Genomic DNA, 24,353 nt, shown 5'->3' on the forward strand with positions numbered 1-24,353 from the left:
GATGGAAACAAGAGCCAACTACGTAATTGTCGGCATCTTCACGCTTGGCGCGATCCTGGCGGCCTTTGCCTTCGTCTATTGGACGGCCGCCATCGGCGACAGGGGCGAAACGGCGATGCTGCGCGTGCGCATCCCGGGCTCGGCCTCCGGCCTCAGCCGCGGCAGCCTTGTGCTGTTCAACGGCGTCAGGGTGGGTGATGTGAAGAACGTTTATATCGACGGCGACGATCCGACCGTCGCCATCGCCGACACCGAAATCGCCCGTTGGACGCCGATCACCAAATCGACGCAGGCCGATATCGGACTGACCGGCCTCAGCGGCCAGGCCAATATCGAGCTCAAGGGCGCCGATCCGAAGGAGACCAGGCTGCTCGACGAAGCGGAGAAGGAAGGCAAGGTCGCCGAAATCGTCGCCAATCCGTCCGCGGTCACCAACCTTTTGCAGACGGCGCAGAATATCTTCACCCGCGCCGACAAGGTGCTTGGCGAGCTCGAAGGCTTCACCAAGGACGTTCGCGGTCCGCTGACGCAGACGGTCAAGAACGTCGAGACCTTCTCGGACGCGCTGGCCAAGAATTCCGACGGCATCGACAAGTTCCTGTCGGCGGTGAGCTCGCTTTCGGATCAGCTGAAGAATGTCTCGGGCCGGCTCGACAGCACGCTGAAGGCCGCCGAAGGCCTGCTCAATTCCGTCGACAAGGACCAGATCAAGAGCATCGTGGCCAATGTCGACACGGTGACGACGAACCTGAAAGAGACCTCGAAGCAGTTCGATACCGTCATCGACAACGTCAACACGGCGGTCGGCTCGATCAACGATTTCGCCAAGCAGACGCAAGGCACGTTGGCCAAGGTCAACAGCGTGCTCGACGGCATCGATCCCGCCGACGTCAAGGCCGCTTTGGCCAACATCCAGAAGGCCAGCGCCAACGCCGACAAGGCGGCGTCCGACATCGCCAAGGTCACCGACAAGATCGCCAACCGTTCCGACGACATCAACGAGACCATCAAGGACGCCCGCCAGCTCGCGCAGCGGCTCAACGACGCTTCGGTGCGCGTCGACGGCATCCTGGTCAAGGTCGACAAGCTCCTCGGGTCCGGCGAGGCCAACGGTGTCATGGCCGATGCCAGGGCGACGTTGAAATCATTCAAGCAGGTGGCCGACACGCTGAACTCCCGCCTCGGCACAATCGTCGACAACCTGTCGCGCTTCTCCGGCCAGGGCCTGCAGAACGTCGAGGGGCTGGTGCAGGACAGCCGGCGCTCGATCAACCGCATCGAGGAAGCGGTGACCGATCTCAGCCGTAACCCGCAGCGCATTCTGTCCGGCGGCGCCGGCGAGGTCCGGCAATTCGATGGAAGGGCACGGCGTTGACTTCGGCCGCCGTGACCGTCAAGAAATGAACCGCAAATGCGGGTTGATCGTAAGATCCGGGGACAGCGGGGATCACGCGTGAAGTCGATCGGGGTGGTTGCGGGTAGTTTGAGATCGTCCGCCGCAGCGTTGCTGGTGCTTGCGGTTGCCGGCTGCGCGGCACTGGGCGGCAAGCCGGCGCCGCTCGACACGTTCGAATTGTCCGCGCCGTCGCTCGATGTGCGTGCCCACAGCCGTCGCCAGATCCTGATCGCCCAGCCGTCGGCGCTCAAGGCGCTGGACAGCCAGAACATCGTCATCAGGCCTTCCGACCGGTCGATCCAGTTCCTCAAGGGCGCGCAATGGGCGGACCGGCTGCCGCTGATCGTGCAGGCGAGGCTGGCCGAAACCTTCCAGCGCTCCGGCAGCTTTGCCGGTGTCGGAAAGCCGGGCGAGGGACTGGCCATCGACTACCAGATCATCGTCGAGGTGCGCTCCTTCGAGGTGCGCGTCAATGGCGGCGAGCATGCCGATGTCGATCTGTTCGTGCGCATCCTGAACGACCGCAACGGCGAGGTGCGCGCCTCGAAGAACTTCACCGCGAGCGCCCCGGTCTCAGGCGGCGGAAATGCGGCTTACGTCGGCGCGCTGGACAGCGCCTTCGGCCAGGCGGCGGCAGACATCGTCCGCTGGACGGATTCGACGATCTAGTGCGTTTCACCGTTTCACGGAAACGGCGAAACGCCCTATCTCTTTGTTTTTTACGCAATTCCGGGCGGAAAACCGCTCACACTTTTCCTGGAATTGCTCTAACAGCGGTTGCCAAGGCGCCGGGAAACCAATTCCATTGATCAACGGACAAAAGAAAAAGGCGGGCCGAGGCCCGCCTTTTTTGTCAGACTTGTCGGCCGCTCACTGCAGCCGGCCGCTGGCATGGGCCAGCATCGTGTAGACCTTGCCTGTGTCGGACGTCAGATAGGTCTGCGCCATGATGTTGTCGCGGTCGTTGCGCGAGACATCCTTGAGCAGCTTCTCGAAATCCTCGCAGTAACGGTCGACCGCGGCGCGGAATTCCGCCTCGGCCTGATACTTGCGGCGGATCTCGTCGAAGGTCTGCTGGCCCTTCAGCGTGTAGAGGCGACGGGTGAAGACGTCGCGCTCGCCCCGCCGGTAGCGGTTCCAGAGCTCGATCGAGGCGTCATGGTCGATGGCCCGCGCGATGTCGACGGAGAGCGAGTTGAGCGACTCCATGACATGCAGCGGCGAGCGCTGGGCAGGCGTCGCGCGCGGCGCTTCCGCCGGCGTTGCCGGCCGCAGCTCTTCCTCACGCGACGCATTGGTCAGGAGGTCGCGCACCCATCCGCCCTGCGCGGGCTTGCCGTTCGGATCGCGGCGCGGCGCCTCGGCGGGGCGTTCAAGATCGAGCGTGCCGCGCAGCGTGGTCTCCGCGAGCGGCGCCTGCGGAGCGCGGGCCGTTGGTTGCGATTGCTGCTGTGGCTGCGGGGCCGGGGGACGGCGCAGCGGCGGTTCGGCGGCTCGGGCCGGCGCCTGCGGAGCAGGGCGCAGGCCGCGTGGCTCGCCTTGTTCGCTGCTGCCGCTGCGACCGGATTTCGCAACGATATCCGACAGTTCCTTGAGCGCATTGATTTGCTCTGCGACAGCGCGACGAATGGCCGAGGTCGATTCCTTAGCCTCCTCCGGCATCTCGATCACGCCCTTCTTCAGCTCGGCGCGGGTAAGGTCGAGCTCGCTCTTGATCGAGCCTGCGGTGCGACGCATCTCTTCGGTCGCGTCAGCAAAGCGCCGTGTCGCCGAATCGACGACGTCGGCGATGGCGGCGCGGATCTTTTCCGCCGATTCCATCGTGCGGCCCTCCGCGGTCTGCATCGTCTGGCCGACGAGGTTTTCGAAGGAGCGCATCACCTTCTCGAGATCTTCCGACTTCTTGACCAGGCCGACGGCGAGGTCTTCCAGCGAGGACTGACGCTCCAGCGTGTGCTCGAGATTGCTTTGCGCAGAGCTGAGCAAATTCGAGGCGCTGGAGAGCAACCGGCTGTGTTCGTCGAACTTGGTCGCGATCGAAGCCACCTCGCGCAGCGTCGCCGAGGACAGGTCGGTGAGCCGTGTCGTGTTGGAATCGACCAGACGCGCCGAACTAGCGAAAGTCTGGGCGGCCTTCTCCGTGGTCGCGGCGAAGCTCTGCGTGCTGCCGGAGAGCCGCTCCTCGACCTGGCCGAGATTGACGGCAGCCTGGTCGATCAATTGGCCGAGTTGCGCGCTGGAGGTCGTCATGCGGCCGATAAGATCGGCCACGCTGTCGGCAAGCGACGAGCGGGCGCCTTCGACGGCCGACAGCGTCTCGGCCGTGCGGCTGGCGAGAGCGTTGACGAGGTTCGTGTTCTCGCTGCGCAGCTTCTCGGCCGCCCGTTCGGTGACCTCTTCCATGCTGCGCTGCAGCTCGGAGCCGCCCTGGGCGAAGCGCTCGACCAGCGGTTTGGCCGTCTCGTCGAGGATTTTCGCCATCTCCGCCGAACGCGCCGCGAGCATGGTGTTGAGCTCGCGGGTGTTGGCACCGATCGTGCGCGCGGCCTCGTTGGTGCTCTGGCCGATATGCTGGCCGACCGCCGTGAAGGTCTCGGCGATGACATTGGCGCGCGAGATGAGCTGGGCCTCGGCGCTGGAGACCTGCTCGTTGAGCTTCTGGCCCATGGTCTCGGCGCTGGAGGCGAGGCGGTTTTCCACGCTCGCCACCTGGTCCTCAACACGTGCGGCCGCGGCCGAGGCGCTTGCGGCCAGCCGCTCGTCGGCTCCGGCCAGCGCCTGCTCGATCTCGCGGGCATGCACGGCAAGCTCCTGCCCGGTCTGGCGGGCACGGTCGGCGACGCGCTGTTCGGTCGCCGCGAAGGCGCCGACGATCGTGTCGGCATGCTCGCCGATGGTCGAGGTGCTCGAGGCGATACGCGACACCAGACGGCTGTCGGCGTCGTCGAAGATACGGGCAATTTCGGACGCCCGCGACGACAGTGCTTCCGAGCCCTCGGCAATACGCGAGATCAGATGCTGGTCGGCGCTGTCGAAGATGCGGCCGAGGTCCGAGGCGCGGGCGGCCAGCGCTTCGGCCGATTCGCTGATGCGCATCGAAAGCCGCTCGTCGGCGCCCTCGAAGTTGCGCAGGATGTCGCCGGCACGGGCGGCTAGCGACTGCGCCGTCTCGACGGCGCGGGCAACCAGCTTCTGGTCGGCGGCATCGAAGGTGTTGGCGATGTCGCCGGCGCGTGCGGCCAGCTTGTCAGCGGTTTCCTCGACGCGGGCCATGAGCGAGTTGGAGGCGTCGTCGGCTCGCGCCATCAGCATGTTGGACGTATCCTGGGCGCGCTCGTGCAGGCGGCGGTCCGCCGCCTCGAAAGCCTGCGCGATATCCTCGGCCCTGGCAAGCAGCGCTGCGGAAGTCTGCTCGGCGCGTTCGGCGATCTTGCGGTCGGCGTCGCTGAAAGCCGCACCAGCCTGCTCGTGCAGGGTGCTGGTGATTTCCATGACCTTGTCGCGCAGCGCGCCCGCCACGAACACAGCGGTCTTTTCCAGCACGCCGCGGACATTGTCGACGCCGGTCGACAGCGCACGCTCCATGGTGCCGGCGCGCTCCTCGATGACACCGGTCTGCCGGCTGAAGGCCTGCTCGATCTTCTCGACATCAGCGGCAATCGCCGCCGAGATATCGCTGCTTCGGGCAGCGATCTGGTCAATATGGCCGAAAACCGAACGGTCGACGTCCTTGCGCGCATCGGCAAGCTTGACGAGATCGTCCTCGAGGGCCTTGGCCAGCATGTTGCGGCCCTCGGACAGCTTGCCGACATGGCCGGCGATGACGTCGTCGATCTCCGAGCGGCTTTCCGTCAGCTTCTGAAGGTCCGCTTCGAGGGCGCGCCTAAGGATATCGCGGCCTTCGGCGAGCTTCTCGACCTGGCCGGCGACCAGGCCGTCGATCGAGGAACGGCTTTCGGCGAGCTTGGCGAGGTCGGCTTCCAGCGCACGCTTGAGGATGTCGCGGCCTTCCGCCAGTTTCTCGACCTGGCCGGAGACCAGGCCGTCGATGCCGGCGCGGCTCTCGGCGAGCTTGGCAAGATCGTCCTCGAGCGCCTTGGACAGCGTCGCCCGGTTCTGCGACAGTTGGTCGGCATGGGTCTGCATGAGGCCGCTGGCATTAGCCATATCGGTCTCCAGCGCACGCGAAAGCTCGGCGCGGTGATCGGTGATCTTCTGCGAATGATCGACGATCGCGCCCTGGATTGTGTTGAGGTCGGCCTCCAGCGCGCGCTTGAGGATGTCGCGGCCTTCGGCGAGCTTCTCGACCTGGCCGGCGACCAGCCCGTCGATGCTGGAGCGGCTCTCCGCCAGTTTGGCGAGATCGTCCTCCAGCGACTTCGACAGCACGGAACGGTCCTGAACGAGCCGGTTTTGATGGTCGGCGATGGCGCCGCTGACGGCCTGCAGGTCAGTTTCAAGCGCTTTCGAAAGCTGTGAGCGATCTTCCAGAACCTTGTCCGAATGTCCCGCGATGGCACCCTTGATGGCGTTGAGGTCGGCTTCCAGGGCACGCTTGAGGATGTCGCGGCCTTCGGCGAGCTTCTCGACCTGGCCGGCGACAAGGCCGTCGATCGAGGCGCGGCTTTCGGCGAGCTTGGCAAGGTCGGCTTCCAGCGTGTGCGACAGCAGGCTGCGGTCCTCGGCGAGCTTGCCGGCGTGGCTGTCGATCAGGCCGCGGATGCCGCTCAGATCGCTTTCAAGGGCGCGGCTGAGCTCGCCGCGGTCCTCGGCGAGCTTGGTCGAGTGGGTCTCGATCAGGCCACGGATGCCGATGATGTCTGTCTCGAGCGCTTTGGCGAGCACGGCGCGGCCCTCGGCGATCTTCTCGACCTGACCGGCGACAAGGCCGTCGATGGAGGCGCGGCTGTCCTGCAGCTTGTTGAGATCGGCCTCCAGGGCGCGCGCCAGGATGTTGCGGCCTTCGGCCAGCTTCCCGACATGGCCGGCGACCATTTCGTCAATCATAGTACGGGCTTGGACGAGCCTGCCGGAGTCTTCGTTCAAGACCTGGGACAGGCGGTTGCGGCCTTCTTCGAGCTGCTCCAGATGGCTGCCCAGCGACGCATCGATGGCAGCGCGCGACTCGTTGACCTTGCGCAGGTCTTCTTCCAGCGCGCGCGAGATCAGGCTGCGGCCTTCTGCCAGCTTCTGCACCTGGTTGGTGACGGCGGCATCGATTGCCACGCGGCCTTCGGCGAATTTCGCCAGGTCCTCCTGCATGGCGGCCGCCATGCGCTCGCGGCTCTCCGAAAGCGCGCGGCTGTGGTTCTCGACGGCTTCCTCGATGCCGACACGGGCATCGGCCAGCCGCTGGATGTCGGAATCGAATGAGCGCGACACGACATGCCGGGCCGCTTCCATGCGTCCGGCGAAGTCGGTGGCGCGGGCTTCGAGCATGGAAGAGGTCGACGAGATGATGTCCGCCATGTCGGCGCCGATCTGCGTCTTGCCCTGGTCGATCATCGACGACAGTTGGTCCTTGCTCTCGGCGAAGGTGTGCGCGATCTCGCGGGCGCGCTCGACCAGCGTCTCGTTGATCTGGCGGGCGCGGGCTTCGAGGGCGGCGTTGAGTTTCTGCGTACCGGTGTCGAGCGCCTCGGCGCGGGTCTGGAATTCGCTGATCAGCGCCTGACCGCGTTCGGCCAGGGTCCGTTCGATGCCGCTGAGGCTCGTCTCGAACTCCGAACTCAAGGTACGCGCCGCGCCGCCGAGTAGCGAGACCATGCCGTTGGTGCGGTCGTCGAGCAGGTCGGTTAGCGAGCGTGTCAGGCCGTCCGTGGTGTCGGTGAGCTTGGCGATACGGGTGTCGAGTAGGCTCGCGAAGGCCTCGCCGGAGGTCGAAAGACGGTCCGTGATGTTGTCAAGGCGCGATTCCACCGAATCGAAGATCGACGTCGAGCTTTCATTGATGCGGTCGATCAGCGTGTCGCCGGAATTGTTGATCGTCATCGACAGCTTGGTCGACGCGTTGAGGATCGAGTCGCGGATGATGTCGCTGGCCGAGCCGATCTCGTCGCGCAGCGTCTCGTGAGCGCTGGCGATGGAGGCGCGCACGCGCTCGGCATGGGTGACGACCGCCTCGCGCTCGCTGCCGAGACCGTCGACCAGCGAACGGATGCGGGCCTCGTTCTCGGAATAGGAGCGTTCGAGCTGGCTGACTTCGCCGTGGACGAGCGTTTCGAGCTCGACCGCGCGGGCCAGGGTGCGCTCGATGCCTTCGCCCATGGCCGCCACCTCGCGGCGAACGGCCTGGCCGATCATCATGACACGGTCCTGGGCGAGGTTTTCGGGCTCCGCCAGGCGGAAGGCGACCTCGGTCATGGATTGCGCGGCGAGGCGCATTTCCTGCGCGCGCCGGATCATGGCGGCGAAAGCCCAGAACAGGATGACCGGAACGATCGCGGCAACCGCCAGGCCGATCAACTCGGGACGGGCGAAGAACTGGTCGACGGTACGGATCTTCCAGATGCCGGGACCGAACAACAGGTTGGCCAGGCCGCCGGCGCCGGCGATCCAGGCCAGCGAGATAAAGGCGATCACCCAGTAGACGGTGCTGGACGCACGGCGATTGAGGCTGTGCAGCAGCGTCTTGTAGTCCTTCTGGCGGTCATCATTGGCGGGCGTGAAGCCGGCTGGAGGCGTAAAGCCGGACGGCTGCCCATTGCGCGGCTCGACCGGGCGCAACTCGGCCGGCTTGGCAGCGGGCGCCCTCGGAGGCTGGGGGTTGGCAGGCTGGGGATTGTTTGCCGGCTCCGTCCTATGGCTGCGCCCTTCGCGCGCCAGCTCGTCGGCCGCCGCCGAAATCTGCGCTTCGAGATCCTCCATCGACGCCGCCATGTCGAGGCCGCCTTCGTCGCCGTTAAGGTCAAGGTCAAGCGCCTTTTCCAGTTCCGCGGCCACGTCATTCTCGAGAGACTTCGTCGTCGTTGGTTTCTTAGCCATGCCTTCGCTACCCTGTACTAGCTGCCGCGGGACTTATGATTTTGGCCTGATTCTGGCCCGATTCTGGCTTGTCTATCCCGCGCAGGAGGCTGAAAAATGGACCTTCGTATCGTAATGACACACAGGGGTAAAGAAAACATGCATTCCGGGCGATACGTAAAACTTTAAATATAAGGTTAACGGAGACGTGATCCGGCTGCCTCCGTGACAACATTTTTCCTCTGCAGTCGTTAACCCGTTGGCGACCGGGAGCGCCTATTTTCGTGGGCCCGTCTGCCCGCTTGATGGAGTTGCAGTGCGTATGCGTGGCGAAAGTGGTATTGCGTTTTCCATGCCGGGAGGCGACGCCTCCGGAACGGCTGGAGCCCGACCGGTGGATCTCGGCCATCTGGCACGCCAGACAATGGGCGACCGCGACCTCGAACGCGAGGTGCTGGCGCTGTTCGTGCACCAGTCGCTGTCGGTCCGTGACCAGATCGCGGATGCCGACGCGAGGCAAAGGGTGCTTCTGGCGCATGGCCTGAAGGGCTCGGCGCGCGGCATCGGCGCCTTTGCGGTGGCCGACTGCGCGGCGATCATCGAAACCCAGCCGGAAGACGTCCGGGCGCTCAAGCGGCTCAGCACGCTGATCGAGGAAGTGCGCGACTTCATCGCCGGCATCAGCCGCTAGTATCCCGCCTTTCTGAAAAACGTCATTTCGTGGCGCTTTCGCGCCGCAGTTGACTTGTCCGGCAGAGTGATTATCTCGGCTGCGACTCCTCAGGTGACTTAATGACCAAGCTGACTTACATCGCCCATGACGGGACCCGATTTGACGTGGAAGCCGAAAACGGCTCGACGGTGATGGAAAATGCAATCCGCAACGCGGTGCCCGGCATCGAAGCCGAATGCGGCGGCGCCTGTGCCTGCGCGACCTGCCATGTCTATGTCGACGAAGCATGGACAGCGGAGGTCGGCGAGCCGGAGGCGATGGAGGAGGACATGCTGGACTTCGCCTACGAGGTCCAGCCGAACTCACGCCTCTCATGCCAGATCAAGGTGCGCGACGCGCTGGACGGGCTGGTGGTTCGGGTCCCCGCGCGCCAGGGTTAAGGCGCGTCGATATTCAGGTGAGGCCGGCCTGCAAATGGCGACTTCCTGCGCTTCCGGCCTTTGCCGGCCGAAGCACTCACGAATGGCGTGGCGGTTAAAATAAGCTACGGCCGGCGTAGGCCGGTGCTCACGTAGTTTGAGTACGCTCCGCTCCGGCCTTCGCCGGCCGAAGCCCTCATAGGTGTCTCCGCTCTACGAAGGTACGGCCGGCGTAGGCCGGTTCTCGGACGTCACCCAGTTTGGTCGCTTCGCGCCCGTCTTCGACTCCGACTCGGCCTGACCTGAATCTGGACACACCTTGGCTGCTTCCCAATATTCTTTCGCGCCGGCAGCTTGGCAGCGGCCCATAGCTCATGCAGTCTCGCCGCATTCCCAATCAGGGCGCAGCGCATGACCGATACCATCAAAACGGACGTTCTCATTGTCGGGGCAGGGCCGATCGGCCTGTTCGCCGTGTTCGAGCTCGGTCTGCTCGACATGAAATGCCATCTGATCGACATTCTCGATCGTCCCGGTGGCCAATGCGCCGAGCTCTATCCTGAAAAGCCGATCTACGACATTCCAGGCTGGCCGATGATCTCCGCGCAAGGCCTGGTCGACAAGCTCATGCAGCAGATCCATCCGTTCCAGCCGGACTTCACCTTCAACCGCATGGTGTCGAGCCTTGAAAAGCTGGAGGACGGCAGCTTCCGGGTCGCCACCGATGAAGGTGAATTGTTCGAGGCCAAGGTGGTGGTGATCGCCGCTGGCGGCGGCTCGTTCCAGCCCAAGCGTCCGCCCATTCCGGGCATTGAGGAGTACGAAGGCAAGAGCGTCTTCTATTCGGTCCGACGCATGGAGGAATTTCGCGGCCACGATCTCGTCATCGTCGGCGGCGGCGATTCGGCGCTCGACTGGACGCTCAACCTGCAGCCGATCGCCAAAAGCGTGACGCTGGTGCATCGCCGCCCGGAATTCAGGGCTGCGCCCGACAGCGTCAACAAGATGTATGCCATGCAGGAAATGAAGCAGCTCGAATTCCTGGTCGGCCAGGTCAGCGGCCTTGCGGGCGGCGGCGGTCAGCTGTCGTCGGCGACCATCAAGGGCGGTCCGGGCGGCGACGTCGAGGTGCCGTGCACCCGCATGCTGCCATTCTTCGGCCTCACCATGAAGCTCGGGCCGATCGCCGAATGGGGCCTCAACCTGCACGAGAACCTGATCCCGGTGGACACCGAGAAGTTCCAGACGTCGATCCCGGGCATCTTTGCCGTCGGCGACATCAACTGGTATCCGGGCAAGCTCAAGCTGATCCTGTCAGGCTTCCATGAGGTGGCGCTGATGGCGCAGGCCGCCAAGCGGATCGTCAGCCCGGGCGAGCGCATCGTCTTTCAGTATACGACCTCGTCGACCAGCCTGCAGAAGAAGCTCGGCGTGCATGATTGAGGCGTATTGATATTCAGGTGATGCCGGACTGCGAACGGCAGCTTCCTGCGCTTCCGGTGCTCACGTACTTCAAGTACGCTCCGCTCCGGTTCTCGGAAACTGCGGCCTGACCTGAATCTCAACACACCTTCAAGCGATCTACTCCGCAAGCGCCGGCGCGGTTTGCTCGTCATGGCCGCGCAGTTCCTTTTCGGGCATCAGGGCCAGCGTGATCAGGGCCAGAACGAGCGTTGCTCCGGCGGCGACGAAGATCATCACGAACGGCAACGCCGATACCGGTTGGATATGCGTCTGCGAGCCTTCTGAGGGCAGTGGCAGACCGTAGCCGAGCGCGACGGCGCCGAGCATGGCCACGCCGAGCGCGCCGCCCAGCGTGCGCAGAAAGGTCAGAACGCCCGTCGCGACACCGAGATGCGCGCGATCGACGGCATTCTGGACCGAGACGGTGGCAACCGGGAATGTCGTTCCGCTGCCAAGGCCGATCAAAGTCGTCAGGATTTCCACCTCGAGCAACGAGGCGTGTTCCGCAATGGCACTGAGCACGCCAATGCAGACGATGGCCAGCCCGACGCCGATCATCGCGATGCGCTTATAGTGGACAAAGCGCGGGATCGTGCGGCCGCTGAAGGTCGCGCCGGCGACCGTGCCGAGCAGGAGGCCAAGCATCGCGGTCCCGGATTCGCTGACCGAAAGCCCGACGACCGATTGCAGATAGACCGGCAGGTATACCGACGCGCCGATATTTGCGGCCTGCAAGAGGAACATCGACAGTGTGCCGGCGAGCACGATCGGGTTGCTCAAGACCTCGAGCGAGATCAAAGGCTCGGCCGCCTTGAGCAGCCTGAGCGCGAAGAAGGCCCAGAACACCGCCGAACAGGCAACCAGCCCAAGGATTTCGCGGGAAAACCAGGGATAGGCACTGCCGCCCCAGCTGAGCGCCAGGAGCAGAAGCGTTGTGGCGATAACCAGCAGCACGGCGCCCAAGCCGTCGATGCGATGGTTCTTGGCCGCGACCGGCAGCTTCTTCAACGGGTTGTTGATGATGGCCATGGCCAGGAAGCCGATAGGCAGGTTGATCCAGAAGATCAGCGACCAGTGCAGATGCTCGGCAAACACGCCGCCGAGCAGCGGGCCGGCGACGCTGGCGACCGCCCATGTGCCTGCGATCCAGGCCGCATAGCGGGCGCGCTCGCGCGGCGGCACGAGGTCGCCGATGACCGTCTGGGCCAGCGCGAAGAGACCGCCGCCGCCGGCGCCCTGGATGGCGCGGCCGATGACCAGCACCAGCATGTTGGGAGCGAGCGCGCTGACCAGCGACCCGAGCAGGAAGACGAGGATGGCGGCGTAGATGACAGGGCGGCGCCCGTAGACATCGGAAATCTTGCCGTAGAGCGGCGCCATCGCGGTCGCGGTCAGAAGATAGCCGGTGACGATCCACGGCAGATATTCGGCATGGCCGAGCGCGCCGGCGATCGTCGGCAGGGCAGGGGCTACGATGGTCTGATCAAGGGCCGCCAGCAGCATCGACAACAGCACGCCGCCGATGATGGCATTCTTCTCGCTCTCGCTCATCATCGGCGCGGATTTCGGCGCCATCGCCTGGTTCTCGACGGTCTGGTCCATGCGTCATTCTTTCAAAGGCTGGTGCTTGGTGCGCCAAGACGGCTTTGGCCGGTCGCACGTGTCATTTCTCATCGTGGACCCGAGGCTTTGGCGCTTCGAACCCGCATTATGTCGTTCGATATAGGCCGATTTCGACCATCACTCGAAAGTTTTTCCGGTCTGGCACCATGCTTGGATGAAATTGGCCCCGGACAGGGCTCGGCTCTCAAGTCAAGGCGGCGGCAGCTGGCCGGCTTCGACACGCTCCATCCGGTAGCGCATCAGCCGAAGGATACGGCTTTCGAAATTGACGCTCTCGACGCGGTCGAAGCGGACCTGGTCCTGATCGTGCCTGGCGAGCTCGGCTGCCTGGACCGCGGCGGCGTTGAGCTTCGCCTGCTCGCAGGTCTTTTGCGGTGGGAGTGCCTTCAGCGCATCCTCGAGCAGGCGCGCATGGTTCTTGGCGATCTCGACATGGCGCTCCTCATGCCGCTTGATGTCGGCCGAGAGCGTATCCCAGACCAGCCTGACGCCGGGATCGGATTTGCGCGGGCGCCGCCATTCGGGGAGGATTACCTTGACCTTCAAGGTGACGGCCGCGTCGGCGATGCGGCAGGACCCGGCGCTCTGCGCGTAGCTGATGCGGGTGGTGAAGGCCATTTGCGTGGCGCCGGGATGCCGCGAGCCGGTGCTCTTCACCTCGGGGCCGTTTCTCGACAGCTGGTTCTGGATATCGTCGAGCGTGCGGCCGCCGACGCTGAAATAGCTGTAGGTCTTGACCAGACTGGCCGCGCCCGCCGGCAGGGCAGTGAGCGAGAGCATCAGGGCGCAGAGCAGGGAGCGGTTCATCATATTGCCTCTTCACGCACCTTGCTTTAGGGCCGTCGCCAGCGCAACGGAATTGATTTCGCGCAGATCACGCATGGTTGATGGACAATGACGACAAGGCGATGGCAGCTGGCGCATGGACGCTATCTCGACCTCGGTCCGAAGGCGGTCGTCGCCGGCATCCTCAACGTGACGCCCGACAGCTTTTCGGACGGCGGCCTGTTCATCGCGCCCGAGAAGGCGCTGGAGCAGGCGCACCGCATGGTGAAGCAGGGCGCGGCGATCATCGACGTCGGCGGGGAATCGACGCGGCCCGGTTTTGCCCCGATCTCCGCCGAGGAAGAACAGGCGCGCGTGCTGCCGGTCATCGCGGCGCTCGCCGCTTCCGGCGAGGCGCTGATCTCGGTCGACACCTATCGCGAGGACACCGCGCGGCTTGGCGTCGCCGCCGGCGCCCATATCGTCAACGACGTCTGGGGGCTGCAACGTGAGCCGGGCATCGCGCGCGTCGCGGCCGAGACAGGCGCCGGGCTCGTCATCATGCATACCGGGCGCGAACGGCAGAAGCTGCCCGACGTGATCGAGGACCAGTTCCTGTTCCTGCGCAAATCGCTGGAGATCGCGCGCGCCGGCAATGTCGCCGACAGCCAGATCGTGCTCGATGCCGGCTTCGGCTTCGCCAAGGAAACGGCGGAGGAAAACCTCGACCTGATGGCGCGTTTTTCCGAGCTTCAGGCGCTCGGCTACCCGTTGATGGCCGGAACCTCGCGCAAGCGCTTCATCGGCACCGCCACCGGGCGCGATCCCGCGGAACGGGCTGCCGGCACGGCGGCCACCAGTGTCATCCTGCGCTTGAAGGGAGCCGACCTGTTTCGCGTCCACGATGTCGCAATCAACGTGGATGCGCTGGCGGTCACCGATGCTATGCTTCAACGCGAAACCGAGCTTCCTCCCGGACACTGATCATGTACCTCATCCGCATGAAGAACTGCGCCTTCTTCGCCCGCCACGGCGTGCTGGACGAGGAGGAGACGCTTGGCCAGCGTTTCTACGTCGATGCCGAGCTGACGGTCGAGCCCAGCCGGCCGCTGACTGAGGATTCCATCGAAGACACCGTCAATTATGGCGTCGCCTTCTCGGTTATCGAAAAGATCGTGACCGGACATCGCCGCTTCCTGATCGAGGCGCTGGCGCTGGAGGTGGCGAAGGCGCTGACAGCGCGATTCTCGCAGATCAGGAAAGCCGCGATCACCGTGCGCAAGCCGAACGCCCCGGTGCCGGGCGTGCTCGATCATGTCGAGGTGACCGTTGTCTGGCCAGAATAGCGCCGTCTACCTCAGTCTCGGCGGCAATCTCGGCGAGCCGGCGAAGTCCATGGGCGCGGCATTGCGCATGCTGGACGGCGACGACGCGACGCGCGTCACCGCCGTCTCGTCGCTCTACCGCACGCCTCCTTGGGGCAAGCTCGACCAGCCCGATTTCCTCAATGCCGCCGCCGCGATCGAGACGGCGCTTTCGCCACGCGCGCTGCTTGAGCTTTGCCTCGATGTCGAGAAGCGGCTGAAGCGCGTGCGCGAGGAGCGCTGGGGGCCGCGCCTCATCGATATAGACATCCTGGTGTTCGGCGACCGGGTGATCCACGAGACCGGCCTCGAAGTGCCGCATCCGCGCATGCTGGAGCGCGCCTTCGTGCTGGCGCCGCTGGCCGAGATCGCGCCAGGGCTTTCCGTCGGCGGCAGAAGCGTATCGGAGCGGCTCGAAGCCGTCGATACGTCCGGCATCGAGCGGCTGCCTTCGGGCCGCGAATGGTGGCTCGGCTGATTTTGCATTGTCGCAATTCCGGACGGAAAACCGCCCACACTTTTCCTGGAATTGCTCCGAAGCCGGCCGGTCAGCCCGAAAACCCGCCGCCGTCCAAAAATGCCTGCTCCTCGGCCGTCGTCGCACGGCCGAGCATGCGGTTGCGGTGCGGAAAGCGACCGAAGCGCTGGATGATCTCCAGATGTTCATTGGCGTATTTAAGATAGTCCGGCGCTCGCTCGGCGGTGAGTTCCACCGACCGTTCCTGATCCGCCAGCACTTCGGAATGCTCGAACGGCAGATAGAGGAAGACGCGAAACAGTTCTTCCAGCTCGAGGTCCTGACCGGCGGTGATCGCCCTGTCGGCGAAGTATCTGGCCAGCGGATCGGTCGCGTACATGTGGCCGGTACCGCGGAAGCAGTTGCGCGGGAACTGATCGAGCAGGATCATCAACGCCAGCGATCCTTCGGCATGCGCATTCCAGTCGTCGCATTCGCGCCGCGCGGCGGCGTAATGCAGCTCGAGAAAGCGGCTGCGGAAACCGGCGTCGAAGGCGTCGCTCTTTTCGAACCAGGCGTCCTCGCCGGCGTCGCGCCAGAATGCGATGACCGAAAGCGCTCGCGGATCAAGCTCTGCCATATTTGCCTCTCAGTTCTTGGTCTCTGCCTGATTCAGCACGACGGCGGTTTCCTGGTTCAGCGCACGGCCGGCGCGGCGTGGCTGCGTGAGCGGCGTCGGGATCGGCGTGCCGATATTGCCCTTGAGGAAACGCTGGCCGGCGCGCACGCCCTCGGCCAATTGCGTCTCGAAACGCGCTTCGTCGCGGCGTCGCACATCCTCAATGACTTCGGCGACCTCCTCGGGATCGACGCCAAGCGCCTCCAGCGCGGAGCCGCCGAAGACCAGCGCCGATTCGAAGGTCTCGCGCAGCTGATAGTCGACGCCGGCGCGCACGAGCTGCAGCGCGGTGCCGCGGTCGAAGGCGCGCGCCAGGATGGTGACCAGTGGAAATTCGGCCTTGATAAGCTGCGCGATGCGCACGGCGGCGTCGGGCTTGTCGACGCAGATCAGCACCGCGCGGGCGCGCCCGGCGCCGGCCGCATGCAGGATGTCCAGCCTCGTGCCGTCGCCGTAATAGACCTTGAAGCCGAAATCGGCCGCCGCCTGGATCATCTCCACCTCGTTGTCGATGATCGAGACGTCCATCCCGCGCAGCAAAAGCGGCTGGCTGGCGATCTGGCCGAAGCGGCCGAAGCCGATGATCAGCACGCTGCCGGTGAGGCCGTCGGCGATGTCGACGCCGTCGAGGGACTGCTCGTCACGCGGGGTGAGGTAACGCAGCGCCAAGATCGCGAGCGGTGTCAGCACCATCGAGATGATGACGATGGCGGTCAGCGTGGCGTTGGCCTGGCCGTCGATGATGCCGACCGCGGCAGCGGACGAATAGAGCACGAAGGCGAACTCGCCGCCCTGCGCCATGAAGACGGCGCGTTCGAGCGCCTCGCGATGGCCGCTTTTCAGAATGCGCGCGACGACGTAGATGCCGAATGCCTTCATGACCATGTAGGCGACGACATAGATGGCGATGAGCCGCCAGTTCTGGGCTACGACGCCAAGGTCGAGCGACATGCCGACGGCGAGGAAGAACAGGCCGAGCAGGATGCCGCGGAACGGCTCGATATCGGCTTCGAGCTGGTGGCGGAAGGTCGATTCCGACAACAGCACGCCAGCGAGGAAGGCGCCCATCGCCATCGACAGGCCGGAGAGCTGCATGGCCAGAGCCGAACCCAGTACCACTAGCAGCGCCGCGGCGGTCATGACTTCGCGGGCGCGGGCGTCGGCCAGGATACGGAAGAGCGGATTGAGCAGGTAACGGCCGGCCAGGACCAGTCCCACGATCGCGGCGATGCCGATCCCGACTTCGGTCAGCCGCTCCGAAAGGCTGGTTTCGGCGCCCCCGGGCGCTAGGAATGCGATAAGCGCGAGCAGCGGCACGATCATCAGGTCTTCGAGCAGCAGGATGGAGACGATGCGCTGGCCTTTCGGCGTGGCGATCTCACCGCGCTCTTCGAGCAACTGCATGACGATCGCCGTCGAGGTCAGGACGAAGCCGGCGCCGGCGACGAAGGACTGCGCGATGGGAAAGCCTCCGGCCAGTCCGACGAGAGTGAGCAGGACTGCGCAGACACCGACCTGCAAGGCACCCAGGCCAAAAATCTCGCGACGCAGGCCCCAGAGCCGCGACGGCTGCATCTCCAGCCCGATGATGAACAGGAACATGACGACGCCGAGCTCGGCGACGTGGAGGATCGCTTCCGATTCGGAAAAGATGCGCAGGCCGAACGGACCGATGACCACGCCGGCGGCGAGGTAGCCGAGGATCGAGCCCAGCCCCATGCGCTTGAAGATCGGCACGGCGACGACGCCCGCCGCGAGCAGCGCCACCACCTGCACCAGATCGCTGCTCGACGCTTCAACTGCCATGCCTGTCGTCCCGTTGCTCGAAGCACTCCTTGCATGCCCCGGGAGCGAGAGGCAAGGGCGGGCGGACTGACTTGAAGGGTAGGGTGCCGTTGAAGCGGCCTCCGCTTGCCTGCCGGACGTTCGGCATATATAGTAGCCGAATGCCTGACTATTCGTCCCGCCCGCCTCTGCATATCCCGATGGATGCGCTCAGCGAAGTCCTACAGGACTTTCGCTTGAGTGGGGTCAACTATGGCCGCTGCGAGCTCCGGCATCCATGGAGCATCGCCTTTCCGCAACAGAAGCTGCTTCGCTTTCACTTTGTCGGCCAGGGTCCATGCTGGATTTATACCGAGGCGGAAGGCTGGCAGGAGTTGCGCGATGGCGATCTGGTGCTGTTGCCGCAAGGCATCGCCCATCGGCTGGCCAGCGCGCCGGACGTTGCCGACGACTCGCTCGAGAGTTGCCAGGTTACCAAGTTGGGGAGCAATGTCTGTGAGGTGGTGCGGGAAGGGACGGGCGCGACAAGCACCCTTTTCTGCGGCTCCATGGCCCTGGGCGTCTGTGCGCTCAATCCACTAATCACGTTGATGCCATCTATTATCAAGGGGTGCGATGTGGCCGGCAACGATCCGGTCGTCCGTCCTTTGCTGGCGGCTATGACGGCGGAGGCCGCGCAACCGCAGATGGGCAGCGCCACGATTCTGTCCCGTATGGCGGACTTGCTAACCGCCCGGCTTATCCGCTGCTGGGTCAATTGCACTGGAGCTTCGACCACCGGCTGGCTTGCAGCCATCCGCGACCCCCATATCGGCCGCGCTCTGGCAGCCATGCATCGAGACCCCGGCCATAACTGGACCCTGGAAAGCCTTGCCGCCCTGGCAGGCCAATCGCGCTCGATTTTCGCCGAGCGCTTCAGCGCTGTGTTAGGGGAGGGCGCTGCCCACTATCTCGCCCGTCTGCGGATGCAGCTTGCCCGCGAGTTGCTCGGGCAAAACGGCCTGTCGGTTGCCGAGGTCGCTACCCGTTTGGGCTATGATAGCGAAGCATCCTTCGCGCGCGCGTTCAAACGCATCACCAATGTCTCGCCAGGCGTTGTGCGCCGCACAATTCCCGGACGAACGGACATGAATTTCGGATTATAAGGTACATATCATCCGAGAAGACTCGTCTATTGAAGATCTCCAGACCTTGGAGATCTTTCAGTGACAGACACAACATTACAGCTTGAAGACGCGGCGATAGACCTCGAGGACGCCGCGCCAGCCCCGTGGAACGCAGCCACCTGGTTTGCGGTCATTTCATTGGCGGCCACTAGCTTTGCCCTGGTATCAGCCGAATTCCTGCCGGCAGGCCTGCTGACGCCGATGGCGCGGGACCTCGGCATCAGCGAAGGAACCGCCGGACAGGTCGTCACCGCCACGGCTTCGGTCGGCGCCGTGACGGCCATGTTGAGCAATGTTCTCATCGGACGATTGAACCGTAAGACGGTGTTGGTTGGCCTCAGCGCCTTGGCGGTCGGTTCCAACCTCCTTGCCGCGCTAGCGCCCAATTTCTGGCTGTTGCTGCTGGGCAGGGCCGGGCTCGGAATCGCTCTCAGCGCATTCTGGGCACTCTCGGTTGCCGTCGTGGCCAGGCTGGTCGGCGCCAATGCGACAGGTCGGGGCATGGGCATCGTCACCCTCGGCGTCTCGCTCGCCACCATCGCCGCCCCGTCAATGGGGGCGTTGATCAGCGACTGGCTGGGATGGCGCAGCGCCATGGCCTTGACGGCGGGATTGGCAGTGATTGCCATGCTGCTGCAATTGCTGAGCCTGCCGACCTTGCCTGCGACGGCCAGCAATAGTCTGGCTGACGTATTTCGGCTGACACAGCGGCGCGGCATCCAACTCGGTATGCTTGCCATTCTTTTGCTGATGACGGGGCATTTTGCCGGCTCTGTTTATGTGCGCCCCTTCCTCGAACACGTGACGCTCCTCGCCACCGGGCCAATTGCCCTGGCCCTGCTCGGATTTGGCATCGCGGCTGTGATCGGCAACGTCGCCGGCGGCCGTATGGCCGACGCCAATATCCGCATGGCGCTCGCGGGCAACGCCGCATTGATGGGGTTTGCGGCGCTGGCATTGGTGCTTTGGGGCGTGCACATTGGCGTCGCGTTCACATTCGTCACGCTTTGGGGCTTGGCCTTCGGCATGGCGCCGGTCGTGCTGCCGACCAATCTGTCCCGCGCGGCACCTGATGCGCTGGAAGCTGCGGGTAGCCTGATGGTCGTCTCCTTCCAGGTTGCCATCACCATCGGCGCGGTTGTCGGCGGCTATGTCGTGGATACCCATGGCGCCACGGGACCTTTGACCCTTACCGCCGTCCTTGCCGCATTGACCGTCGTGCTGGCGCTGCTACAGCCTCGCGGGTGAACTTTGCTCCAGCTGACATGGAGCGTCTCATCGTTTCACGAAAACGGTGAGACGCACTATCTCTTTGTTTTCGGGGCTGAAAACCGTTTCGTACATTTCTTGGGATTGCTCTAAAGCCGTCGCGTCTGAATGGCCTCGTACGACGCGCTTTAGCTTGTTGCTTTATGCCTGTCGTCGACCCAAAACCGCTGCGCGCTTTGGGCGACATGCATCGGGCGGCCTCAACACGGAAGCCGCGACGTTGCAGCCTGATTGCACAAGTTTATGCGGTCCGGTCGTTGCTTCACGCCACAATCGGAGGTTATGGCACGTTCGGCTTCGGCCAGTGGAGGCAGCGGCGATGGGCGGCTGCCTTTTTTGAGGAGATGATTGACATGAAGAAGTTTTTGCTCGTTGCCGTGGGTGTTGCAGCGTTGGCCGGTTCGGCTTGCTCCAAGGGGCCGGAATGCACGCAGGAAATCGCCGCCAAGAAGGCGCAGGACATGGCTGCCGCGCTCCAGGAAGCCATCACCAAGGATCCGAGCAAGGCGGCTGATTTGACCGCCAAGGCGCAGGCTGTGACGACGAAGTATCAGGGCGCCACGACGCTCGACGAAGCCTGCAAGGCCTATGACGAGCTGACCGCCACCATCAAGGGTTGAGTCCAGCCGTCGACAATGCGAAGGCGGTGGCCGGTCGGTCGCCGCCTTTTTCTTGCGCGGCGCTTCGGACAAGACGCGCTACGAGATACCCATCGTGCGCTTATGGTCGGCGATCTCGGCGAGCAGCCAATCCTGGAACAGGCCGGTGCCTGGCTTGTTTCCGATGCTGCGGCGCTGGTGCAGGTAGATTCCGGCGGGATAGGTGTGGCGGGCGCTGAACGGGGCGACAAGCTTGCCTTGCTGCAAAAGGTCTTGGGCCATCATGGTGTCGGCCAAAGCGATCCCCGCGCCGTTTATCACCTCGCGCATGATCAAGGTGCAGTCATCGAGCGTCGTGCTGGATTTCGGCGTGGCGTCCAGAACGCCTTCCTGTTCCAGCCAGCGCCGCCAGCGCATGCTCTCGCATTCGTGGATGAGGTGATGATTGACCAGATCGGCGGGCGTTCTGAGCGGCACCGGTCCCTCAAGCAGCGACGGCGCGCAGACCGGCGTCAGAACGAGCGGGATCAGCAGCGTCAGGGCCGGGCCGGCCTTGTAGACGAACTCGTCGACAATGGCCAAATCGAAGTTGGCGCGCTTGCCCGACGTCGAGATCTCCAGGTTCACGGACGGATGCAGCTTGCGGAAATTCGGCAGCCGGTCCGCCAGCCAAAGGTTCAAAACCGCCGGCACGCAGAGAACCCTGACCCGCTGGGTCCTGCCGTGACCATGGACGAAGCTGACATCGTCGGTGGCGCGCCAGATAGCCTCGAATGCTTCGGAGAGGCCGCGCGCATAATATGAGCCCCTGATGGTCGGCGTGATCTGGCGAAAGCCGCGCTCGAACAGCTCCTGGCCAAGGTTCTTCTCGAGCGCGCGGATGTGGCGGCTGACGGCCGAGGGCGTCAAATGCAGCTCTTCCGCTGCATCCTTGATGCTGCCGAGACGCGCGGCGGCCTCGAAAGCGCGCATGCCATTGAGTGAGGGCAGGGCCATTGGCCGATCATGAAATGTCAGTTGAGTTTTTGTCAATCGACTTGGGCAAAATTGGCGTTTGATCGCTTGGCCGGTTCGGGGATACCCAAAAGGCAAGAGCGACCAAGTCGCCATCCGAAAACGATTGTTTGGGCACTCCGATGCCATTCCACCAGCGGCGGAAACCGGCATGGCCGGCTTCCACCGGGGACCGGCGAAGCTTTGCGTATGACGCCAGCTGAGCCTCGGCGGGGCGCCCCAGAATGGGAGAATGAGCTTCTATGCCTCAGTCGCCGGAGCCGGTCTTTGAAGCGGCGGAGGAGATTTCCGCGGAAACCTCGGTCGTCGTGATCCTGCAAACCGCTCAAAACGGTTTTGGGCTCCGGGCAGCGGCACTCGATGCTGAAATGGACGGGATCTTGTCCCGCGCGTGTTCCGAGCCGGCCGCGCTTGAGGAGTCCGGCGCCTGCGTCGATGTCATCGCGCCGAAGGCGATGTCGACCCGCCGCGTGGTGGTGCTGGCCTTGGGCAAGGCCGAGGCCGTAACCCCGCTTTCGCTGGCGCGCGCCGGCGGTCTGCTTGCGGCGCATCTGGAAGGCAAGGGCGAATGCGCGGCCACCCTGATGCTGGACCCGCTCGCAGGTGTCGACCTGCCCGCAGCGGAAATACTGGCGCGGGTCGCGCTCGGCATGCGGCTGCGGCGCTATCGTTTCGACCTGCGCAACCGGCGTCAGGGAGCAGGCGCCGACCGCACTTTGCGGGTGCAATTGATCGGCGCGGCTGGTCCGGAACTGAAGGCGGCGCTGGCGCGGGTCAATGCCATCGCCGACGGCGTCGAATATGCGCGCACGCTGGTCAACCTGCCGCCGAACCATCTCCACCCCGACAATTTCCATGACCATCTGGAGCCGCTGCGCGAGGCCGGCATCGATGTCGAGATCCTGGATGCGGCACGGCTGAAGGAGCTCGGCATGAATGCGATCCTGGCCGTCGGCTCCGGCTCGGCGCGACCGCCGCGCGTCGCGGTCCTGCGCTATCGCGGCAAGGGCGCTCCCGCGCAGCCGCTGGCTTTCGTCGGCAAGGGCGTCTGCTTCGATTCTGGTGGTCTGTGCATAAAGCGCGGCGAGCAGATGTTCGACATGAAGGCCGACATGGGCGGCGCGGCCGCCGTTGTCGGACTGCTGATCGCGCTCGCCCGGCAAGGCAGCCCGGTGCATGCCGTCGGCGTGCTCGGCATTGCCGAGAACATGCCGTCCGGCACCGCGCTCAAACCGCGCGATATCGTCACGACGGCGTCGGGCCAGACCGTGGAAGTGTTCGATACGGATGCGGAAGGCCGACTGATCCTGGCCGACTGCCTCTATTATGCCGCCTCGCGTTTCAACCCCTCGGTGATCGTCGACCTGGCGACGCTGACCTATTCGGTGATGCGAGGCCTCGGCTCTGTCTTCGCAGGCCTTTTCAGCACCGACGATACCATCGCCTCGCGCATGATCGCGGCCGGGGAAAAGGTCGGCGAGCGGTTCTGGCAGCTGCCGCTCGACCGGGCCTATGACGAGGGCCTGCAATCGCCCTTCGCCGATATCCGCCATCACGCCAAGGACATGGAAGACGGCGACGCGCCCTATGCCGCGGCCTTCCTGCGCAATTTCACCGAAGACCGCCCCTGGGTGCATCTCGACATTGCCGGCAAGGAACTGGCCGACAAGGACCGGCCGCTGGGCCGGGAAGGCGCCACGGCTTTCGGCGTGCAGATGCTGGAAGAATGGGTGCAGTCCGGCCGGACGGCGAACTAGGCGGCAACGAGATGTCTTCAACCACTGAGGGAGCCGGGATGCCGTCCGAGATCGTCAGCAAGGAAGGGCGGGCCGGGTTCGGCGCCTATGAAACCTGGTACCGGGTCAGCGGCGCGCTCGATGCCGGCAAGGCCCCAGTCGTGATCCTGCATGGCGGGCCGGGTGCTGCCCATAATTACGTCGATGCCTATAAGCTTCTTGCCCGAGGCGGCCGCGCCGTCATCCACTACGACCAGTTGGGCTGCGGCAATTCCACCTTGCTGCCGGAAAAAGGTGCCGATTTCTGGACGCCCCAACTCTTCATCGACGAACTGGAAAATCTCGTCGACCATCTCGGCATCCGCGGCGGCTTCCATGTGCTGGGGCAAAGTTGGGGCGGCATGCTGGGCGCCGAATATGGCGTGACCAGGCCGAAGGGCCTCAAGTCGCTGACCATCGCCAACTCGCCGGCGTCCATGAAGCTTTGGGTCGAGGAAGCCAACCGGCTGCGCGCCGGTCTGCCCAGGGAAGTCCAGGAGACGCTGACGAAGCACGAGCAGGCCGGCACGACGGACGATCCGGCCTACCAGGAAGCGACGATGCGGTTCTACGAACGGCATGTCTGCCGGGTCGTGCCTTTCCCGCCCGAGGTGACGGAGACTTTCGCCCAGATCGTGCGCAATCCGACCGTCTACAATGTGATGAACGGCCCGAACGAATTCCACGTCATCGGCACGCTGAAGAGCTGGAGCGTCATCAACCGCCTGCCGGCCATCGAGGTTCCGACACTCCTCATCTCCGGCCGGCACGACGAAGCCACACCCGCGACCGTGCAGCCCTTCAAAGACGGCATCAAGGGATCGCGCTGGCAGATATTCGAGCATTCCAGCCACATGCCGCATGTCGAGGAGCAGGAACTCTGCATGCGTGTGGTGGGAGACTTCCTGGACGACAATGACAACAGAAAAGGGGAATGACGAC

The 24,353-nt window shown here is 64.4% G+C and carries 19 protein-coding genes; 13 read left to right on the plus strand and 6 right to left on the minus strand.

Annotation, left to right across the window (positions count from 1 at the left end; all coding sequences use genetic code 11):
- Position 1: 1 nt before the first annotated feature.
- Both LB525_RS09345 and LB525_RS09350 read left to right on the plus strand, forming a co-directional pair.
- The gene (locus tag LB525_RS09345) at positions 2-1,375 is read left to right on the plus strand and encodes an MCE family protein (protein ID WP_224532045.1); all 1,374 of its coding nucleotides are present in this window, start codon (positions 2-4) and stop codon (positions 1,373-1,375) included.
- A 36-nt stretch (positions 1,376-1,411) separates the two neighbouring features.
- Positions 1,412-2,065, plus strand: coding sequence for an ABC-type transport auxiliary lipoprotein family protein (locus LB525_RS09350; protein ID WP_224532044.1), 654 nt, complete (start codon positions 1,412-1,414; stop codon positions 2,063-2,065).
- Positions 2,066-2,266: 201 nt separating this feature from the next.
- On the opposite strand, the gene LB525_RS09355 is transcribed toward LB525_RS09350, so the two are convergent.
- Positions 2,267-8,380, minus strand: coding sequence for a kinesin (locus LB525_RS09355; RefSeq protein ID WP_224544413.1), 6,114 nt, complete (start codon positions 8,378-8,380; stop codon positions 2,267-2,269).
- 301 nt (positions 8,381-8,681) lie between these two features.
- Here LB525_RS09355 and LB525_RS09360 point away from each other — a divergent pair, with 301 nt between their 5' ends.
- From LB525_RS09360 to LB525_RS09370, 3 genes are all read left to right on the plus strand, one after another.
- Positions 8,682-9,050: an Hpt domain-containing protein gene (locus LB525_RS09360; RefSeq protein ID WP_140542794.1), complete on the plus strand. Its 369-nt coding sequence runs from the start codon at positions 8,682-8,684 to the stop codon at positions 9,048-9,050.
- A gap of 101 nt (positions 9,051-9,151) precedes the next feature.
- Positions 9,152-9,472 carry a 2Fe-2S iron-sulfur cluster-binding protein gene (locus LB525_RS09365; RefSeq protein ID WP_095765250.1) on the plus strand — a complete coding sequence of 107 codons (321 nt, stop codon included), beginning with the start codon at positions 9,152-9,154 and terminating at the stop codon, positions 9,470-9,472.
- Between the two features lie 390 nt (positions 9,473-9,862).
- Positions 9,863-10,894, plus strand: coding sequence for an NAD(P)/FAD-dependent oxidoreductase (locus LB525_RS09370; RefSeq protein WP_224544414.1), 1,032 nt, complete (start codon positions 9,863-9,865; stop codon positions 10,892-10,894).
- Positions 10,895-11,032: 138 nt separating this feature from the next.
- On the opposite strand, the gene LB525_RS09375 is transcribed toward LB525_RS09370, so the two are convergent.
- Both LB525_RS09375 and LB525_RS09380 read right to left on the minus strand, forming a co-directional pair.
- Positions 11,033-12,517 (minus strand): MDR family MFS transporter, encoded by a 1,485-nt coding sequence (locus tag LB525_RS09375; RefSeq protein WP_224544415.1) that lies wholly within the window; start codon positions 12,515-12,517, stop codon positions 11,033-11,035.
- Between the two features lie 210 nt (positions 12,518-12,727).
- Complete coding sequence (locus LB525_RS09380) at positions 12,728-13,348, minus strand: DUF922 domain-containing Zn-dependent protease (protein ID WP_095765253.1); 621 nt, start codon at positions 13,346-13,348, stop codon at positions 12,728-12,730.
- A gap of 84 nt (positions 13,349-13,432) precedes the next feature.
- Between LB525_RS09380 and folP the strand changes: the two genes are divergently transcribed.
- Genes folP through folK form a run of 3 tightly spaced genes read left to right on the plus strand, consistent with a single transcriptional unit; the run spans position 13,433 to position 15,145 of the window.
- Entirely contained in the window at positions 13,433-14,287 is an 855-nt protein-coding gene (gene folP / locus LB525_RS09385; RefSeq protein ID WP_224532040.1) for a dihydropteroate synthase, read from the plus strand.
- 2 nt (positions 14,288-14,289) lie between these two features.
- Complete coding sequence (gene folB / locus LB525_RS09390; protein WP_095765255.1) at positions 14,290-14,649, plus strand: dihydroneopterin aldolase; 360 nt, start codon at positions 14,290-14,292, stop codon at positions 14,647-14,649.
- Positions 14,633-15,145, plus strand: a complete 513-nt coding sequence (folK, locus tag LB525_RS09395; RefSeq protein ID WP_224544416.1) for a 2-amino-4-hydroxy-6-hydroxymethyldihydropteridine diphosphokinase — start codon at positions 14,633-14,635, stop codon at positions 15,143-15,145. The genes folB and folK overlap by 17 nt, the downstream gene beginning before the upstream one ends.
- 70 nt (positions 15,146-15,215) lie before the next feature.
- Here folK and LB525_RS09400 read toward each other — a convergent pair whose 3' ends face one another.
- Together LB525_RS09400 and LB525_RS09405 are read right to left on the minus strand one after the other, a co-directional pair.
- Complete coding sequence (locus LB525_RS09400) at positions 15,216-15,764, minus strand: DUF924 family protein (protein ID WP_224544417.1); 549 nt, start codon at positions 15,762-15,764, stop codon at positions 15,216-15,218.
- Between the two features lie 9 nt (positions 15,765-15,773).
- The gene (locus LB525_RS09405; RefSeq protein WP_224544418.1) at positions 15,774-17,609 is read right to left on the minus strand and encodes a monovalent cation:proton antiporter-2 (CPA2) family protein; all 1,836 of its coding nucleotides are present in this window, start codon (positions 17,607-17,609) and stop codon (positions 15,774-15,776) included.
- Between the two features lie 140 nt (positions 17,610-17,749).
- Here LB525_RS09405 and LB525_RS09410 point away from each other — a divergent pair, with 140 nt between their 5' ends.
- The 3 genes from LB525_RS09410 (at position 17,750) to LB525_RS09420 (ending at position 20,643) form a co-directional block, all read left to right on the plus strand.
- A complete protein-coding gene (locus LB525_RS09410; protein WP_224544419.1) occupies positions 17,750-18,733 on the plus strand; it encodes an AraC family transcriptional regulator in 984 nt (327 codons plus the stop codon).
- Between the two features lie 60 nt (positions 18,734-18,793).
- A complete protein-coding gene (locus LB525_RS09415; RefSeq protein ID WP_224544420.1) occupies positions 18,794-20,002 on the plus strand; it encodes an MFS transporter in 1,209 nt (402 codons plus the stop codon).
- A 374-nt stretch (positions 20,003-20,376) separates the two neighbouring features.
- On the plus strand, positions 20,377-20,643 hold the full coding sequence (locus LB525_RS09420; RefSeq protein ID WP_224544421.1) for a hypothetical protein: 267 nt from the start codon (positions 20,377-20,379) through the stop codon (positions 20,641-20,643).
- 78 nt (positions 20,644-20,721) lie between these two features.
- Here LB525_RS09420 and LB525_RS09425 read toward each other — a convergent pair whose 3' ends face one another.
- Positions 20,722-21,618, minus strand: a complete 897-nt coding sequence (locus LB525_RS09425; protein ID WP_224532034.1) for a LysR substrate-binding domain-containing protein — start codon at positions 21,616-21,618, stop codon at positions 20,722-20,724.
- Between the two features lie 260 nt (positions 21,619-21,878).
- Between LB525_RS09425 and LB525_RS09430 the strand changes: the two genes are divergently transcribed.
- Together LB525_RS09430 and LB525_RS09435 are read left to right on the plus strand one after the other, a co-directional pair.
- Positions 21,879-23,393 (plus strand): leucyl aminopeptidase, encoded by a 1,515-nt coding sequence (locus LB525_RS09430; protein WP_224544422.1) that lies wholly within the window; start codon positions 21,879-21,881, stop codon positions 23,391-23,393.
- Between the two features lie 38 nt (positions 23,394-23,431).
- The gene (locus LB525_RS09435; protein ID WP_224544423.1) at positions 23,432-24,349 is read left to right on the plus strand and encodes a proline iminopeptidase-family hydrolase; all 918 of its coding nucleotides are present in this window, start codon (positions 23,432-23,434) and stop codon (positions 24,347-24,349) included.
- The last annotated feature ends 4 nt before the right edge of the window (positions 24,350-24,353 follow it).

Source organism: Mesorhizobium sp. CA16 (assembly GCF_020165175.1).
GTDB lineage: Bacteria > Pseudomonadota > Alphaproteobacteria > Rhizobiales > Rhizobiaceae > Mesorhizobium.

Bases quoted from the DNA above. Each gene is read 5' to 3' on its own strand.
- LB525_RS09400 (WP_224544417.1), bottom strand. From the start codon at position 15,764: ATGGCAGAGCTTGATCCGCGAGCGCTTTCGGTCATCGCATTCTGGCGC.
- LB525_RS09425 (WP_224532034.1), bottom strand. From the start codon at position 21,618: ATGGCCCTGCCCTCACTCAATGGCATGCGCGCTTTCGAGGCCGCCGCG.
- LB525_RS09365 (WP_095765250.1), top strand. From the start codon at position 9,152: ATGACCAAGCTGACTTACATCGCCCATGACGGGACCCGATTTGACGTG.
- LB525_RS09370 (WP_224544414.1), top strand. From the start codon at position 9,863: ATGACCGATACCATCAAAACGGACGTTCTCATTGTCGGGGCAGGGCCG.
- LB525_RS09360 (WP_140542794.1), top strand. From the start codon at position 8,682: ATGCGTGGCGAAAGTGGTATTGCGTTTTCCATGCCGGGAGGCGACGCC.
- LB525_RS09375 (WP_224544415.1), bottom strand. From the start codon at position 12,517: ATGGACCAGACCGTCGAGAACCAGGCGATGGCGCCGAAATCCGCGCCG.
- LB525_RS09380 (WP_095765253.1), bottom strand. From the start codon at position 13,348: ATGATGAACCGCTCCCTGCTCTGCGCCCTGATGCTCTCGCTCACTGCC.
- LB525_RS09350 (WP_224532044.1), top strand. From the start codon at position 1,412: ATGCGGGTTGATCGTAAGATCCGGGGACAGCGGGGATCACGCGTGAAG.
- LB525_RS09435 (WP_224544423.1), top strand. From the start codon at position 23,432: ATGCCGTCCGAGATCGTCAGCAAGGAAGGGCGGGCCGGGTTCGGCGCC.
- LB525_RS09410 (WP_224544419.1), top strand. From the start codon at position 17,750: ATGCCTGACTATTCGTCCCGCCCGCCTCTGCATATCCCGATGGATGCG.
- LB525_RS09430 (WP_224544422.1), top strand. From the start codon at position 21,879: ATGCCTCAGTCGCCGGAGCCGGTCTTTGAAGCGGCGGAGGAGATTTCC.
- LB525_RS09345 (WP_224532045.1), top strand. From the start codon at position 2: ATGGAAACAAGAGCCAACTACGTAATTGTCGGCATCTTCACGCTTGGC.
- LB525_RS09405 (WP_224544418.1), bottom strand. From the start codon at position 17,609: ATGGCAGTTGAAGCGTCGAGCAGCGATCTGGTGCAGGTGGTGGCGCTG.
- folB (WP_095765255.1), top strand. From the start codon at position 14,290: ATGTACCTCATCCGCATGAAGAACTGCGCCTTCTTCGCCCGCCACGGC.
- folP (WP_224532040.1), top strand. From the start codon at position 13,433: ATGACGACAAGGCGATGGCAGCTGGCGCATGGACGCTATCTCGACCTC.
- LB525_RS09355 (WP_224544413.1), bottom strand. From the start codon at position 8,380: ATGGCTAAGAAACCAACGACGACGAAGTCTCTCGAGAATGACGTGGCC.
- LB525_RS09420 (WP_224544421.1), top strand. From the start codon at position 20,377: ATGAAGAAGTTTTTGCTCGTTGCCGTGGGTGTTGCAGCGTTGGCCGGT.